The sequence below is a fragment of the Bacillus sp. MRMR6 genome (assembly GCF_001940785.1).
In the GTDB taxonomy this organism is placed as follows: Bacteria; Bacillota; Bacilli; order Bacillales; family Cytobacillaceae; genus Neobacillus.
The window spans coordinates 1-15,740 of the sequence record NZ_MSLS01000044.1; the positions used below are offsets into that span (position 1 = coordinate 1).

At 40.1% G+C, this 15,740-nt stretch carries 16 protein-coding genes and 1 pseudogene; 12 read left to right on the forward strand and 5 right to left on the reverse strand.

The window, feature by feature from the left end:
• Together BTR25_RS24530 and BTR25_RS24535 are read left to right on the forward strand one after the other, a co-directional pair.
• A pseudogene (locus tag BTR25_RS24530) lies at window positions 1-322 on the forward strand (DoxX family membrane protein); the annotation flags it as partial.
• A gap of 349 nt (window positions 323-671) precedes the next feature.
• The gene (locus BTR25_RS24535; RefSeq protein WP_075690607.1) at window positions 672-3,068 is read left to right on the forward strand and encodes a S8 family serine peptidase; all 2,397 of its coding nucleotides are present in this window, start codon (window positions 672-674) and stop codon (window positions 3,066-3,068) included.
• Window positions 3,069-3,199: 131 nt separating this feature from the next.
• Here BTR25_RS24535 and BTR25_RS24540 read toward each other — a convergent pair whose 3' ends face one another.
• On the reverse strand, window positions 3,200-3,727 hold the full coding sequence (locus tag BTR25_RS24540; RefSeq protein WP_075690608.1) for an NUDIX hydrolase: 528 nt from the start codon (window positions 3,725-3,727) through the stop codon (window positions 3,200-3,202).
• A gap of 160 nt (window positions 3,728-3,887) precedes the next feature.
• Here BTR25_RS24540 and BTR25_RS24545 point away from each other — a divergent pair, with 160 nt between their 5' ends.
• The 7 genes from BTR25_RS24545 to BTR25_RS24575 all read left to right on the forward strand — a co-directional run bounded on the left by BTR25_RS24545 (window position 3,888) and on the right by BTR25_RS24575 (window position 10,667).
• Window positions 3,888-4,445 carry a manganese efflux pump MntP gene (locus BTR25_RS24545; protein WP_075690609.1) on the forward strand — a complete coding sequence of 186 codons (558 nt, stop codon included), beginning with the start codon at window positions 3,888-3,890 and terminating at the stop codon, window positions 4,443-4,445.
• Between the two features lie 156 nt (window positions 4,446-4,601).
• A complete protein-coding gene (locus BTR25_RS24550; protein ID WP_075690610.1) occupies window positions 4,602-5,291 on the forward strand; it encodes a response regulator transcription factor in 690 nt (229 codons plus the stop codon).
• Window positions 5,292-6,296 (forward strand): sensor histidine kinase, encoded by a 1,005-nt coding sequence (locus tag BTR25_RS24555; RefSeq protein ID WP_075690611.1) that lies wholly within the window; start codon window positions 5,292-5,294, stop codon window positions 6,294-6,296. It abuts the gene before it with no gap.
• A 108-nt stretch (window positions 6,297-6,404) separates the two neighbouring features.
• Complete coding sequence (locus tag BTR25_RS24560; protein WP_075690612.1) at window positions 6,405-7,088, forward strand: ABC transporter ATP-binding protein; 684 nt, start codon at window positions 6,405-6,407, stop codon at window positions 7,086-7,088.
• Window positions 7,085-9,658: an FtsX-like permease family protein gene (locus tag BTR25_RS24565; RefSeq protein WP_075690613.1), complete on the forward strand. Its 2,574-nt coding sequence runs from the start codon at window positions 7,085-7,087 to the stop codon at window positions 9,656-9,658. The genes BTR25_RS24560 and BTR25_RS24565 overlap by 4 nt, the downstream gene beginning before the upstream one ends.
• 161 nt (window positions 9,659-9,819) lie before the next feature.
• Complete coding sequence (locus BTR25_RS24570; RefSeq protein WP_075690614.1) at window positions 9,820-10,014, forward strand: hypothetical protein; 195 nt, start codon at window positions 9,820-9,822, stop codon at window positions 10,012-10,014.
• Window positions 10,015-10,088: 74 nt separating this feature from the next.
• Complete coding sequence (locus tag BTR25_RS24575; RefSeq protein ID WP_483295286.1) at window positions 10,089-10,667, forward strand: MOSC domain-containing protein; 579 nt, start codon at window positions 10,089-10,091, stop codon at window positions 10,665-10,667.
• Between the two features lie 85 nt (window positions 10,668-10,752).
• Here the strand turns inward: BTR25_RS24575 and BTR25_RS24580 are convergent, their stop codons facing one another.
• Entirely contained in the window at window positions 10,753-11,196 is a 444-nt protein-coding gene (locus BTR25_RS24580) for a hypothetical protein (RefSeq protein ID WP_075690615.1), read from the reverse strand.
• Between the two features lie 211 nt (window positions 11,197-11,407).
• On the opposite strand from BTR25_RS24580, the gene BTR25_RS24585 reads away from it, so the two are divergent.
• Window positions 11,408-11,593 carry a hypothetical protein gene (locus BTR25_RS24585; protein ID WP_075690616.1) on the forward strand — a complete coding sequence of 62 codons (186 nt, stop codon included), beginning with the start codon at window positions 11,408-11,410 and terminating at the stop codon, window positions 11,591-11,593.
• A gap of 37 nt (window positions 11,594-11,630) precedes the next feature.
• Here BTR25_RS24585 and BTR25_RS24590 read toward each other — a convergent pair whose 3' ends face one another.
• On the reverse strand, window positions 11,631-12,350 hold the full coding sequence (locus tag BTR25_RS24590) for a metallophosphoesterase family protein (RefSeq protein WP_075690617.1): 720 nt from the start codon (window positions 12,348-12,350) through the stop codon (window positions 11,631-11,633).
• A 136-nt stretch (window positions 12,351-12,486) separates the two neighbouring features.
• On the opposite strand from BTR25_RS24590, the gene BTR25_RS24595 reads away from it, so the two are divergent.
• Window positions 12,487-13,314, forward strand: a complete 828-nt coding sequence (locus BTR25_RS24595) for a glycosyltransferase family 2 protein (RefSeq protein ID WP_075690618.1) — start codon at window positions 12,487-12,489, stop codon at window positions 13,312-13,314.
• Window positions 13,315-13,390: 76 nt separating this feature from the next.
• Window positions 13,391-13,936, forward strand: a complete 546-nt coding sequence (locus tag BTR25_RS24600) for a DUF3231 family protein (protein WP_075690619.1) — start codon at window positions 13,391-13,393, stop codon at window positions 13,934-13,936.
• 265 nt (window positions 13,937-14,201) lie between these two features.
• Here BTR25_RS24600 and BTR25_RS24605 read toward each other — a convergent pair whose 3' ends face one another.
• Both BTR25_RS24605 and BTR25_RS24610 read right to left on the reverse strand, forming a co-directional pair.
• On the reverse strand, window positions 14,202-15,035 hold the full coding sequence (locus BTR25_RS24605) for an alpha/beta hydrolase (RefSeq protein WP_075690620.1): 834 nt from the start codon (window positions 15,033-15,035) through the stop codon (window positions 14,202-14,204).
• 415 nt (window positions 15,036-15,450) lie between these two features.
• Window positions 15,451-15,636 carry a hypothetical protein gene (locus tag BTR25_RS24610; RefSeq protein WP_075690621.1) on the reverse strand — a complete coding sequence of 62 codons (186 nt, stop codon included), beginning with the start codon at window positions 15,634-15,636 and terminating at the stop codon, window positions 15,451-15,453.
• Window positions 15,637-15,740 lie beyond the last annotated feature (104 nt).

The window sequence follows — 15,740 nt, forward strand, 5'->3', positions numbered from 1 at the left end:
CTGGTATGTGAGCTTCTTAGAAAGCTTTGCACTGCCAAACATCGAATTGTTCAACGTCCTTGTACCTTGGGGCGAAACATTAGTCGGTTTAGGCCTTTTACTTGGATGCTTCACAACAGCAGCAATGTTCTTTGGTCTAGTGATGAACTTCAGTTTCTTCCTAGCCGGAACTGTATCTCATAACCCAACAGACATCTTCTTAGGCTTCATCATCCTTGCTGCAGGCTTCAACGCAGGCAAATACGGCTTAGACCGCTGGGTCGTACCATTCATCAGAAAGACAGCTAAGACTTACATCGGTAAAGACAAGGCAACAGCATAACGGTGAAAGGCACCACTAAAAAGACGATTCGGTCCCCCTCGAATCGTCTTTTTGGTGAAAAAAACTATATTACTATCTCATTTCCTAGAGAAGAAAATTGTTGGTTTTCATCTAAATATGTAAATATAGAACGATTATCGTAGTTTTTACCTACTAACCCGTAGAAAATAGTCAGAAAATTAGTGCGATTTAACCAAGGGAATTTAGATTAGTTTGTGTAATTTAATATAATGTAAGAATTTTTTGAAAATAATACTTTACTCATCGGGTAAATGGTAAGGGGGAGTCCTACATAGGATGAAAGGTTAACTGCTAAACAATTAATTATGAGAGAGGATGGATTAGGGGGATGAAGAAACGTTTTTCTAGAATTTTATTTAGCCTAGTTGCAACTGTGTTATTGCTTTCAACATTTAGTTTTGGTGCAGCAGCAAATGGAGGTACATCAAAAACAAGACTAACTGAAATACCATTAGCAGAAATCTTCGGGGATATTGAATTATCCTCAAATAGACCGACTTCTGTCATTGTTGAGTTAAAAGCAGAGTCGATTGTAGAAGCGAAACATAAGGGTAAAAAGCAAACAAAGGCTAATTTAAAGTCTGAAAGAGAAAAAGTCATCACTACTTTACAAAAAACAGTAAAAGGTGCGGAGGTAAACAGAGAGTACGACTATGTATTTTCCGGATTTTCTGTAGAACTGCCTGCCAATGAACTTATTAAACTATTAGCAATTCCAGGTGTTAAAGCGGTTTATCCGAATGTTCATTATACAGCTGATGTAATCTCTGCTGAAGAAATTTCTGCAGAAGCATTCAGCCCGCAAATGATGAACAGTGCACCATTCATAGGGTCTAATGAGGCATGGGATGCTGGATTTACTGGTGAAGGTATAACAGTAGCGGTTATCGACACAGGTGTTGATTACACTCACCCTGATTTAGCTCATGCGTTTGGAGAGTATAAAGGATGGGACTTCGTTGATAATGACAATGATCCACAAGAAGGAGCAGGGCAATACCATGGTACTCACGTTTCTGGTACCGTTGCAGCAAATGGAGCGATTAAAGGAGTTGCACCTGAAGCTAAATTGTTAGGATACCGAGTATTAGGTCCAGACGGTGGTTCAACAGAGGATGTTGTGGCAGGTATTGAAAAGGCTGTGCAAGATGGTGCTGACGTCATGAACTTATCTTTAGGAAACTCACTTAATAATCCTGACTGGGCAACGTCTATCGCTTTAGACTGGGCAATGGCTGAGGGCGTAGTAGCAGTAACTTCAAATGGTAATGCAGGTCCTAATAACTGGACAGTCGGATCACCTGGTACATCTCGTGATGCGATTTCTGTAGGGGCTACACAGTTGCCTTATAACGTATATACTTCAAAAATCAGTACATCTAAAGGTGTGGAATACCCTTCAGCAAAGGTTCAAGGTTTCCCGAGCGATGAAGAGTTACTAGCATTAAATGAAAGAGAATATGAGTTTGTCTATGTAGGATTAGGTGCTGCAAGTGATTTTGTAGGGAAAGATCTTAAAGGTAAAATCGCTTTAATGTCCCGCGGTGAGTTTGCCTTTGTAGATAAAGCAGAAAATGCTAAAAACGCTGGTGCTGTGGGAGCCATTATTTTTAACAATGTTGCAGGTGAGCACGCAGATGTACCTGGACTTGCTATTCCAACCATCAAAACAACATTAGCTGACGGTCAAAAATTGTTAGCTGAACTTGGAGCTGGCAACAATAAAGTGTCGTTCAATATTGAGTTTGATAAATGGGTTGACGAAACAATGGCGGACTTCTCTTCACGTGGACCAGTAACACTTACTTGGATGATTAAGCCAGATGTTTCTGCACCTGGTGTAAATATTGTAAGTACCTTCCCTGGTGGAGTTTATGGAGCATTACAAGGAACGAGTATGGCATCACCGCACGTTGCGGGTGCGGCAGCATTACTTTTACAGAAGAATCCTGCTTGGAGTACAGAAGAGGTAAAAGCTGCATTGATGAATACTGCCGTAGATGTGATCAATCCATCTACAGGTAAAGTATATCCTCACAATACACAAGGAGCAGGAAGCATCCGTCTTCTTGATGCATTGAATACAAAAACGCTGGTAGCTCCTGGTAGCTACTCCTTTGGTAAATTTGTGAAGAATAGCGGTAAACAAGTAGAAAAGCAAAGCTTTGAAATTAAAAACCTTTCAAACGAAAGAAAGACTTATAACTTTGAGGTTGAGTTTGCTGGTAATCCAGCAGGCATTAACGTTAGTGCAAGCAATAACTTAAAGGTTCTACCAGGAAAATCTCAGCAAGTGAACTTAAATGTTCAAGTGGATACCTCCAAATTAGAACCGGGCTACTATGAAGGAACGATTACAATTAGTGATGGTACACAAACAATCCATGTTCCATCCATACTGTTTGTCGGCGAGCCGGATTACCCTCGTGTAACTGGTGCATTCATGGAAAAAGCAGATGCGGGATACTATGTTGGAGCTTACCTACCAGGCGGCGCTGAGGTATTAGAGTATGATTTATATGTATATAATGCAAATGGAACAATTGGTGGATTCATCGATACACTAGGATCTTTTACCAATGCTCCAACACCATACCATGAATTCTTGTGGGATGGTACAGTACAAAATGGTATTAACCTTCCTAACGGGGATTGGGTACTAGCCGTTTATGTAGAAAAAGCGGGTGTTGCTGAATATAAAGCATATTTAGTAACGAAGGAGTAAGATTCTTTACTCCTTTGAATTTAAACTGGAAATTCCCTCTATGAAACTGAGTGGATTAATTAAGTACTTCTTGAACCTATAAGATAAATAGCAAGGCGCGTTTCTTTTTTAGGAAACGCGCCTTTTTAATATTAATCAGTCGCAAATTTGTAACGTAACATAGCGGCTAACCCAGCACCATGCTTGAATTCGCCTTTTTGGACCAATGTTTTCAATTCTTCCATTGAAAGGTTATGTAATTCAATTTGCTCGCTATTTTCGAGGTTTTGCTCGGTTGATGTCAATCCAGCAGCAGCAAACAGGAAGATTTCTTCAGATGTAGATCCAGGAGAAGGATAGAAGCTTCCTAATTCTAGCCAATGTTCAGCTTTATAACCGGTTTCTTCCTCTAACTCCTTTTTAGCCGTTTCAATAGCAGGAAGGTCAACAAGGTCAATCATTCCCGCGGGCAGCTCCCATTCCCAGCTTTTTAGCGCATGACGGTATTGCTTTAGACAGATTACTTCCCCGTCATTGGTAATCGGTAGAATGCACACACCCTTGGCAAAATTCAAATAGGAAAACGTTTTTTCGTCTCCATTAGGAAGCGTTACCTCATCCATAATGACCTGAAACCGGTCAATGTTACTCGTTGTTGAACTTTTAATCTTCCACTCCATTATTACACCTCTTCATAAAGTCATTATAGATAGACTACCACACTCAAACACTCTTCTTCCATGTTTCCTTGAGGAAAGAATGTTTGTATAGACCCACTCGATCCTAGGATGCTAACCTTAAATTAAGGAAGAAATAAGGTATTGGATTGGAGAACTACTCATGAATGTTGTGTCAATTGTCATGGTTTCGATTGGAATTGCCATGGACGCTTTTGCTGTTTCGATTTCAAGCGGTGTTGTCTTAAAAAAACAATTCAACATAAAAAATGTGTTAAAAATAGGAATCATTTTTTCTGTATTTCAGGCACTGATGCCTTTAATTGGCTGGTTCTTCGGCAGTAGTTTTAGCTCCTATATTGAAACCCTTGACCATTGGATTGTTTTCATTCTTTTAGCTTTAATTGGTAGTAAAATGATTTATGACTCCTTTAGTGAAGAAAAGAATCAGAGCAGTCAGCCGATGAAAACGAAAATGCTGATGGGACTTGCTCTTGCGACTAGCATCGATGCATTAGCAGTCGGTTTAAGCTTTGCTTTCTTAGAAGTGTCGATTTTGTTTTTAGTCATCTGTATTGGTGCCGTCACCTTTCTCCTTTCTGCCATAGGCGTTATAATCGGGAACTTCAGTGGAGAACGGTTGAAAAAGAAGGCAGGAATTTTTGGTGGAATCCTGCTTTTGTTAATTGGAACAAAAGTACTGTTAGATCATTTATTTTAGGTGCCATTTAGGTGCCTGTCACCCTTTCTTTGAATATTGCTGCTAGCCCAATTTGGGATGGCAGTTTTTTTATGTTCTCTTATTTTGACGATAGGCTGTATTTAAAATATGATGGAAGAAAGTAGCAGAGACGAGTGTAGAAAAAGGGTGTTGGAGATGAAGATTTTATTGGTGGAAGATGATAAAACGATTGCGTCGGGGCTGGAGTATTCGTTGCAGCAGGATGGTTATGAAACCATCCTTTGTCATAATGCCGAAACGGCGAAAATAGTAATCGGACAACAAATCCAAGAGATTGATTTATGCTTATTTGATCTCTCTTTACCGGACGGATCAGGGTATGATTTATGTGCGTTAGTGAAGAAGCAGAGTGATAAGCCGGTGATTTTTTTAACGGCTTTAGATGATGAAGTGAATGTGGTGATGGGACTTGATATGGGGGCAGATGATTATATCACAAAGCCATTTCGGATTCGCGAGCTGCTTTCACGGATTAAATCGGTACTTCGCCGCTACAACAAGCAGGCGCAAACACAACCCAAGGTCACGATTGATATCAATAATATTAGAATTAATACACTAGAAGGCAAGGTTTATAAAAATGGCGAGGAAGTACTGGTAACTGCCCTCGAATATCGGTTGCTGTTGATTTTTGCCAACCATATTGGACAAGTCCTCACAAGGAACCAGCTACTCGAGCGAATTTGGGATGTGGCGGGTGATTTTGTCAATGATAACACGCTGACGGTTTACATTAAACGCTTAAGAGAAAAATTGGAGGATAATCCGCAAGTGCCAACGATTATTAAAACCGTAAGAGGCATGGGCTATAAGGTGGGGGAGTAAGTGTTACGTAATCAGGAGATTCAACGATACATCATCATCATGGCAATCATTACAATGATAGCAGCAGGTTTAGCGGTCGTCCTCCTCACGCCTGCCGCTGCCGTATTCGTGTTGATAACATCCATCATCCTAACCGGAAGCAGTCTGATTTTTACAAAATGGCGCTACCGTGAAATTGAAAAGCTATCGGGTTATTTGCGGAAAATTGCTAGCGGTGATTATACCCTTGATGTTCGTGATAATTATGAAGGTGAGTTAAGTATTTTAAAAAGTGACATCTATAAAGTAACCTTGATGCTGTCAGAACAGGGGGCGCTTTTGCAGCAAGACAAAATAAAGCTTACGGATGCAATTTCGGATATATCTCATCAGCTTAAGACCCCGTTAACGTCGATGATGGTAATGACGGATTTGTTAAGCGATCCGAAGCTGAATGAAGCAAAGCGTGCAGAATTTACTCGTAACATCGGCACCCAGCTCGAAAGAATCGAATGGCTGGTGTCTTCTTTATTAAAATTATCAAAAATTGATGCTGGCACGGTACTTTTCAAAAATGAGAAGACCTCTGTTCAGGATCTAATCGAAAAAGCGATAAGGCCAGTGCTTATTCCAATCGATATTAAGCAGCAAACCTTAACCATCACTGGTGAAGAGTCAGTTACTTTTCTAGGCGACCTCAATTGGACGGCGGAGGCCATTATAAATATATTAAAGAACTGTGTGGAGCATACAGACGAAGGGGGAGAGATTGCGATCTCTTTTTCGGAGAATGCTTTGTTTACGGAAATCGCGATTCAGGATCAGGGCCGAGGGATCGCTAAAGAAGACCTGCCTAATATTTTCAAGCGATTCTACAAAGGGAAAAATGCAGGAGAGGACAGCGTTGGAATCGGGCTGGCGATGGCATACAGCATTATCACCTCCCAGAGGGGTAATCTCGAAGTGACAAGCAAAAACGGTAAAGGAACACAGTTCCATATCAAGTTTTATAAAAAAGTCATATAAACACAGGTCAAATAAACTCTAAGTGACTAAATTGTCACTTAAGAGTCACTTTAAAGTCATTTTAGGCAGATATACTGAACTCATCATAAAGATTGCGGAGGTTTTACGATGAATATCTTACAAATAGAAAATCTGTCTAAAGTGTATGGTAAGGGTGAAACAGCGGTAAAGGCATTGGATGATGTTTCCTTCTCAGTGAAAAAAGGAGAGTTTGTTGCGATTATTGGACCATCAGGGTCGGGGAAATCAACACTCTTGCATTTACTCGGTGGTGTTGACCGTCCAACTAGCGGCAAGGTTCTCATTGATAACACCGATATTTACCAGCTTGATGAAACACAATTAGCCATCTTCAGGCGCAGGCAGATCGGATTAATCTATCAGTTTTACAATCTTATTCCGATTTTAACAGTAGAGGAGAATATTACTCTGCCGTTATTGTTAGACGAACATAAAGTCGACCAAAAACAGTTCGAAAATGTTGTCAAAATTCTAGGATTAGAGAATCGTTTAAGCCATTTGCCCAATCAGCTCTCTGGTGGACAGCAGCAGCGGGTATCAATAGGACGTGCACTTATTAGTAATCCGTCCATCATGCTGGCCGACGAGCCAACGGGGAACTTAGATAGTAAGAATAGCAGCGAGATTATTGAGCTATTAAAAATGTTTAACAAGACGTTTAATCAAACACTCATTGTCATTACCCATGACGAACGGATTGCCTTGCAGGCTGACCGTATCATCTCAATTGAAGATGGAAGGATTGCCAAAAATGAGGTGATTCGTCCGTGAACATTATCAACACACTGACAATCCGGCATTTAAAAGAAAACAAAAGAAGAACCTTAGTCACGATCATTGGTGTCATTATTTCAGTCGCAATGGTGACGGCCGTTAGTATATTAGGAGTTTCTTTTCTAGACTTATTGAAAAGACAGACAATTGCAACCGATGGCGAGTGGCATGTCAAGTATGATGATGTTAACTCGCAGCAGCTTGAGGCAATTGAAAAAGATGAAGAAACGAAAAGTTTAATCATCAGTAACGACCTAGGCTATGCCAATCTAGAAAGGTCTAAAAATAGCGGAAAGCCCTATTTATTTTTCAAAGAGTATAACGAAAAAGGATTCACTCAGTTTCCGATTGAACTAAGTGAGGGGCGATTTCCACAAGCAGAAGATGAGGTAGTCCTCTCAGAAGAGATTGCAAACAATGCCAAAGTGGCATATGAAATTGGTGACAAGATTACGTTTGAAATTGGAAATAGAATCATTGAAGGTGGAGTAGACCCGTTAACTCAGACTGATCCATTACAAACGGATGAGAATGGCAGCATGGAAGAGCTGGTAGTAGAGACCACCAAAACGGTTACGGTAGTCGGCACGATCAATCGTCCAACATGGGAACCTGCCTGGTCGCCGGGATATACGGTAATTGGTTATGTGGATCAGGAAATGTTAACTAAAAGCGATACAGTTGATGCGGTAGTTGTGTTAAAGAATGTCAACGGTTCACTCTATGAGCATGCTGATCAACTGGTGTCAGAATGGCAGATTAAGAAGGTAGGTTTTAATAGCGAATTGCTTCGTTATTATGGCGTTACCGATCGGGATAATCTTAGAACAACTCTTTTTTCATTAGCAGCCATCATTATGGCGGTGATCATCATTGGTTCCGTCGCACTTATTTATAATGCTTTTGCGATTAGTGTATCAGAACGCTCTCGACATTTAGGGATGCTCGCTAGTGTCGGAGCAACAAAGAGGCAAAAGCGTAATTCGGTATTTTTTGAGGGTGCAATCATTGGCGCTCTAAGTATCCCGATCGGTATTCTTGCCGGACTAGCTGGAATGGCTGTCACATTTGCGTTTATTAACCGTTTTCTCGGGGAAGCACTCAATGTTACCGAAAAGCTCCTTGTAGTGGCTACGCCTTCGTCTATGTTAACGGCATGCGCGATTTCAATTGTCACGATTTTAATCTCTACTTATTTGCCGGCAAGAAGAGCATCAAAGGTTTCGGCCATTGATGCCATCCGTCAATCACAGGATGTTAAACTGACAGGTAAAGCAGTGAAAACTTCTAAGCTGATCAGAAAAGTTTTTGGGATGGAAGCAGAAATCGGCTTGAAAAATTTAAAAAGAAACAAGAGAAGGTATCAAGCAACCGTGTTTTCACTTGTCATCAGTATTGTCTTATTTTTGGCAGTTTCCTTTTTCACCTCCAGTTTGGAGAAGTCATTAAAGCTATCCCAGGAAGAGGTTAATTTTGATATTCAAGTTATGGGAGATCAGACGGGATCTGCAGAATTAAAGCCATTATCTAAGGTCGACTATGTCACAGAATCGAGCATGGTTGAACAGCTTTATCTGACTACCTGGATTGATGAAAGGGAAATTGCCGATGAGTTGAAAGTGCTTGTCAAAGAAGACAATTCGATTTTAAAGGATGGAAAATATCCTTATCAACTGGTTCTGCAAGGATTGGATGAAGAAAGCTATAAAGCATTTGCAAAGAAAGCTGGTCTTGATCCAGAGAAATTAGACAACACAACAGGAATCGTAATTGATAAAATCTCTTACAAAGATTATGAGTCTGGGAAAGTGATTGAAACAAAGACTATTCAGACGGAGGTTGGAAAATCGATTGATTTATTTGCATTCGATTATGAAAGTGAGGAAGAGCGATATCTAAACAAAGTTCAGATTGGGGCGTTAACAGATCAAGTCCCAATGGGGGTCCGGCCATCTGGACTGGGGATGGTGGATATCGTTGTCTCAGAAAAAACGCTGCATCAACTAATCGATGCTCAGCTGGAGGAAGATATTCAAGTTTACTTATACATGAACAGTTCTGATCCGCTGGCCACACAGGATGCGCTAGATAAAGTGAAATCTTCGAATATGTATGTGTACAATGTCTACCAAAATAGGCAGCGTGATCAGCAGATGATTATGCTTATGTCTGTATTTACCTATGGTTTCATTGCATTGATCTCACTGATTTCTATCGCTAATATTTTTAATACCATCTCAACTAGCATATCACTCCGCAAGCGGGAATTTGCCATGCTAAGGTCAGTAGGTATGACACCAAAGGGCTTTAATAAAATGATTCATTACGAGAGCGTGTTTTACGGTGTTAAGGCTTTAGTTTTTGGACTTCCTATTAGTCTAGTCGTTATGGTGCTCATCTACTGGTCGCTGAGAGGTACCTTTGAATACGGCTTTGCTCTACCTTGGATGAGTATCATTTACGTCATTCTAGCCATTTTCATGATTGTAAGCTTAGCAATGCTTTATTCGATAGGGAAAATTAAAAAAGAGAATATTATTGATGGGTTGAAACAGGAGAATATCTAGTTTTATAGGAAGATGGGGCCATTACTTGGCACCCATCTTTTTTTAGATGCTATATTGGTTGTATTAAAAAAGTTTTTGTAACCATTATTCCAGTTTATGAAAAGTTTTATATCACTAGAGAGGATCGTGTTCTTGAGGGCTTAGAGCCAGCAGATATTTTCTTGCTGTTCTGGCAGGCGTTTGCCTTTGATCATACGGTCATGATGTATGAACTGCTAGAAGGTGAATTCGAAGGGAAAGTTCCACATTATCAAACCTTTGTTGAAAAGGATTTTGCAAAAGAAGTCAAAACTACTTGCTTACTTTTTTTAGCCTTGAGGAGAAGTGTTGGACTACACTTCTCTTTTTGTTTGTAAAAAGATGGTTCTAATGCTTGTATAAAGGTTGGATAATTGATATAAATTTCTCATGTATTGTTTTTAAGAAATGGGTGTGGGATGGAATGAAGAGTGGAACAGCTAAGGTAAATGCAATTTTAATTGCCGACAATTCAGAAACGTTTGTGACGAGGAGAATATCTGAGGTAAAACTTGAATTCGGTGGAATGAAAGGGGACCGCCATTTTGGTCTAACGGCGAAAGCAGATTCCCGGCAGCCGATGTATCCAAGAGGCACAGAGATTTTAAATCGGCGCCAGATTACGGTTGTTTCTGAGGAAGAGTTAACGCAGATTGCGGAAGCACTGGGAGTGGATTATGTGTTGCCAGAGTGGTTAGGGGCCAATCTTTTAGTGAATGGCTTTCCAGAGCTGACTAAGTTAACCATTGGTTCGAGAATCTTATTTCCAAACGGTACAGGGTTAATTTGTATGGGGGAGAATAAGCCTTGTGTACACCCTGGAGAAGAGATTCAAAAACACTATGAAACCCTGCCAAAACTTGCTGCAAGGTTTGTAAAAGCCGGCTATAAAAGACGCGGAATCGTCTGTGCTGTAGAATGCCCGGGTGGAATCTTTGAAGGTGATGAAGTAAAGATCCTGATTAACGATTTTGAGAATCCATTACAGTGAAGTTACAAAAGAGCCTTTCTCTTCGGGAGTAAAGGCTTCTTGTCGGTTCTTTAACTTTCGCCGTTTGACCGAAGGGTTTGCAGATTCAAATTCTAACGGTGCCCAAAGTATGATGCCGATTAAGTATTTCCTCGACCATTTCTACTTTATCATCTTCGCAGTTTACAATTATAATGACGTCCATGATATGCTTCTTAATTGTTTTTTTATTCCTGGCTTTTTTTACTGTGTAATCGATGATTAGCCCAATCAAGGAGCCTGCGATTAAACCTATTAGCCCCCAAAGCACGGGGCCTAAATACAGGACAAACCCATAAATCGTCCCTATTAGCATGAGAATCATCCCAATGCATGAAATTAAAAATAAATTAAGTCCGTCTGCATTGTAAGGGTCCAAATACTTTTTTTCTAAACCATTTTTATTAATGGAGGCAGCGAGGATTTTCTCTTGGGGGATCTGGTGTTGTTCTAATTCACTAATGGCTAGCTCAAGTTTTAATGAGTGCTCGAAAATTGAAATGACTGGCATTAGACCTTCTCCAATTGCTTTATAAAGTATTGTTTATTTTTTTGTTAAAGTAATTTCTTTCTAAATAACGTGCTTGTTCCATTTTAAAAAGTTGATTTATTTCAATGGCATGGTAGTAGCTGTCACAAATTGCAAAACAATAGACAGATGGAAGATACAATGTCCATTCCATATTCATAATAGCTACTCGCATGTTCGTGGGGAACAGGAATTGAACTATATACTAGGTGAACCTATTGGAGAAATTGTTAGACAAACAGACAAGGCGTGGCGATTTAAGGATGGCACTGCAAATAAATTGCCAGTCGGTGCGAAAATATATGAAACTGACACAGAAATCACCAACGTCATTGTGGACGAGAAAGAAATACCATATTTAAAGATGCTTGAAGGTTAAAAAGAACCTGGAGTCGCCAAGTTCTTTTTTTGCATAATTAGATTTTTCCATTACGGATGATATCGCTCATCATGCTGGCATTTGGATAGTTTACTTCCTGGTAAAGCCGTGTCACCTTTTCGAGGTCAAAACTGACTCGTTGAATGGACGTTGAGATATTTCCATCTTCAATTTCAAGAAGTCCGTAGGAGGACTTGGTCATTCCGTCAAACGGCAGTCCAACACTGCCAATATTCATGATGACCTTCCCGTTCATATATCTGATATAGGGCCTGTGAATATGGGCGTACACATAAACATTTGCATTCGCTGGTTTCATCATCGTACCTTCCATTTTTTCATCGTCAGCATTTGGAAGGACAATCTCAAACAAGCTGTCAGGTGTGGCATGAAAGGCCGCCACTTCAACACCCTTTTCGTTAAATTGTAAGTGAGTTGGTAAAGCTTCAAGATAGCTAATATCAGCGGGATCTAACTGATCAACCGTCCATTTCCGCTCTGTGTTCATTAATGCTAATGCTTTGTCTGGAACTTCTCCTTCGCGCACACCACGGACTACCCATTCATCTGCATTGCCTTTGATGACTTCGGTATGTAAGTTCCTTACGAGGTCAAGAGAACGCTTTGGTTCTGGGCCTCGGTAGCAAATGTCCCCCAGCACATAGATATTATCAACCTCTTTTTTCGCTATATCGGCCAGGACAGCATCAAGGGCAACGGCATTACCATGAATATCTGAAATAAAGGCGATCTTCATAACGTGATTCAACCTCCTAGAGTTTAACTTTTCTAAATAATACCATTAAACTGACTGGCTGTTCTAATATTTATACATAAATATGCCTTTTCAGGTATAGTAGTAAATGCAGTTACCAAAATATAGGGGTTGTCATATGCAAAAGCCTTTGATTTCGATTATTATTCCAACCTTTAATCGACTTTATCATTTAGCGGAGTTAATGGAGTCATTAAGCATGCAGACTTTTCAAGACTTTGAAGTGCTCATAGTAAATGATGCCGGGGAAAGTGTTGATTCTGTTAAGTTTTTGTATCCTGAATTGGCCATTACCATCATTAATATGGAAGAAAACTTAAAGCATGTTTATGCAAGGAACTCAGGCCTAATGCAGGCCCAAGGTGAGTTGATCATGTTAATTGATGACGATGACTTGCTAGTGCCTTCGCATATCGAAACGATGATTAATGAGCTTAACGGGTTTGATATGATCTATTCCGACGTTGAAATTGTAAATTTTCAGCAGCAATCTAATGTGAGAGTACCCGCTGAGCGATTTTTGTTTGCTTATGAGTTAGACTATGAAGCGATGCGCAACTTCTCAACGTTTGTGTCCTCTGGCTGTCTTTATCGGAAGGAAATTCACGAGACAATCGGGCTGTTTGACCCTGAGGTACATAATTATTGGGATTGGGATTTTTACTTGCGAGTAGCAGATAATTATCGGGTGGCCAGAGTAGCCGGTGCAGGTGTTTTATACGACTTCTCCGACTCTAATAGCAATCAATCAAAGGATTTTTCAGAAGCAAGAAGATTATATCTCGATAGGTTGTCAGAAAAGCATAACCTAGGACCTCTTCCGATGAAAAACTTCTTTTTATTGCTAGAAGAACCTGAAGTAATGAAAAGAAAGGCGAAAAGCAAGATCATGTGGGACGGTAAGTCCTTTATTTCTAGATTAGCTCGCTCGGCCGCTCTTGAGTAGCAAAAATTAACCACATCTGTATACTTTTCCACCTTAATATAAAAAATATCTATATTAATCATTGGGAGGAGTATACATGACAACGATATTTGAAACTGTAAAAGATTTTTTCCAAATGACCATAGATGATGAATCGCAAAACCCACTTCATGTTGGAGAAGTTATGAGTTGTTGGATGTATCTAGCTTTAATGGATGAAGCGACGGTCTACATACAAATCGCACTTAACACAACTTCTGATGATGAGGTAAAAGATTTGTTGAATCAAAGTATGAAACAATGTGATACCCAAGGGAAGCGGTTTAAGGAGTTTATGAAAAAGGAGGGGATTCATTTACCTCCAACGAGTGAAGAACGGCCAAATTCCGAACCCAACGCCGTACCGTTAGGTGTAAAGCTTACGGATAATGAAATCACTAACGGCTTAAGTATGAAAACAGTCGTAGCCATTACTCATTGTGCGGCCGCTGCCAGCCAATGTATTAGAAATGATTTATCCGTTTTATTTACCCATTGCATGCTAGAAAAAATGAAATTCGGGAGCTCACTCAAAGACGCCATGAGAAAGAAAGGCTGGATCAAAGTACCGCCTTACTACTACCCGCCTGGAATGCCGAAATAGATGAGTAACAGGCAACACTCAGATTTAGCCGATCTAAAAAGAGGAGACCCGCTTGGTAACGGGTTCCGTTAACGATCGCAAACATTAAATATATAATACAAAATGACCTTCAAATTGTATGGTGATTTGGAGGTTTATTTTTGTTGATATACAGGGCTTTTGATAATTATTTTGGGAGAATTTGCAGTGCAATTTGTATAGTAATGTGGGGGTACAATAATGGCCAGTGTACCCCCGCAAAATACACTACATTTTTACTAGCAATTTAATCCTTACATATGTAATTGAAAATTCCACAGAAAGACTTTGCTGTGGGAAAAAAATGCTTCAAACTAGTGTCCCTTTTGTGCAAAGGTCTCCCTAGCAAATAAATACCAATCTCCATAACCGCCCGTTTCGCTTCCGTCATTTTTCTGCTCATCTGAAATACATGCCACATGCCTTTCCAAACAGTAAAGGTAACCTCCACCCCTGAAAGTATTGCCTTGTGGGCAAGTTTCTCAGCATCGCTTAACAAGATCTCAATACTTCCTACTTGGATGAATAAAGGCGGCAGGCCGGTCAGGTCAGCATAAACAGGGGAGATGAGCGGGTGTGTAAGTGGCTCATTGCCTGCGTAGGCACGTGCTGCTCTTAATGCTAATTCTGCGTTTAGGTAAGGGTCTTTTGCTTTATTTTTCGAATAGCTTTCACCTCCGCCCGTTAAATCAACCCATGGCGAGAGACAAATAATTGCCGCTGGCAAAGGTTCGTTCATATCTCTTAACATCAAAGCCGCCGAAACACTTAACCCGCCGCCCGCAGAATCACCAGCAAAGATGATATCTTCAGGTTGATATCCTTGTTCTTGAAGCCAATGATAAACGGTCACCGCATCTTCAATCGCTGCTGGAAAGGGATGCTCGGGTGCCAGTCGATATTCTGGGAGCAGCACCTTGACACCTGCTTCCCTCATTATTCTCGCTGCTAGTGACCTGTGGGTATCGGCAGAACAATATCCGTAAGCGCCGCCGTGCAAGTAGAGAATAACCTTGTCAGCAGCCGACTGTTCGGTCGAAAGCCATTCCGCATAAATTCCGTCAATTTCCAGTTTCTCCACCTTGCAATCGGCTGGCAGGATAATCCACTTCTTTGCAATCCTATTTAACGCCTGCCTGCGATCTTCAAAGCTACTTTCGCTAAGTGATTTCCTTCTCTTTATCTCCTGACACCTAATTTAATTCCTCTTCTCAAAAAATAACTTCTTAGACTTTGCATTATCCAACTACCCCCGTATAGATACAATTGCCGAGATTTTCAGGTTTTAATAATCTGTCTCTTCATCCAAATATTACCTTAAAATTTTAACAAGATAACAAACTATTTTGAACAATTTTTGAAAAATCAAAAATGTGAGGGAAGAGTACGGTATTTTAGATTCTGATAACGCAGAACAATTAGAAGATATATTAATTAACCAGTAAAAAAAGCTTGAGGGGAAAACCTCAAGCTTTAACCTTTGTATAAGTGCTGTACTATTTTTTTCCAACGAGCGCTTTAAGCCCGTAGTAGATAATAAATAATGAGAAAATAAGGATGGCAAGAATACCGATAAGGTCAACGACTGGGTTAAATGGTGCAAAGAATCCTGTTAATGGTAGATTTAACAAAGCAAAACCAGCTAAAATAGAGGCTAGAAATAAGAAGGTAATACGATCCATGTTGATCACTCCTTTCGTCTCCTATTACTATTCATTTTATGACTCAGATATTAATTTGATTGGTGAAATAGTCTAATAGGCTGGACTTTTTAGAAAATAAAAAG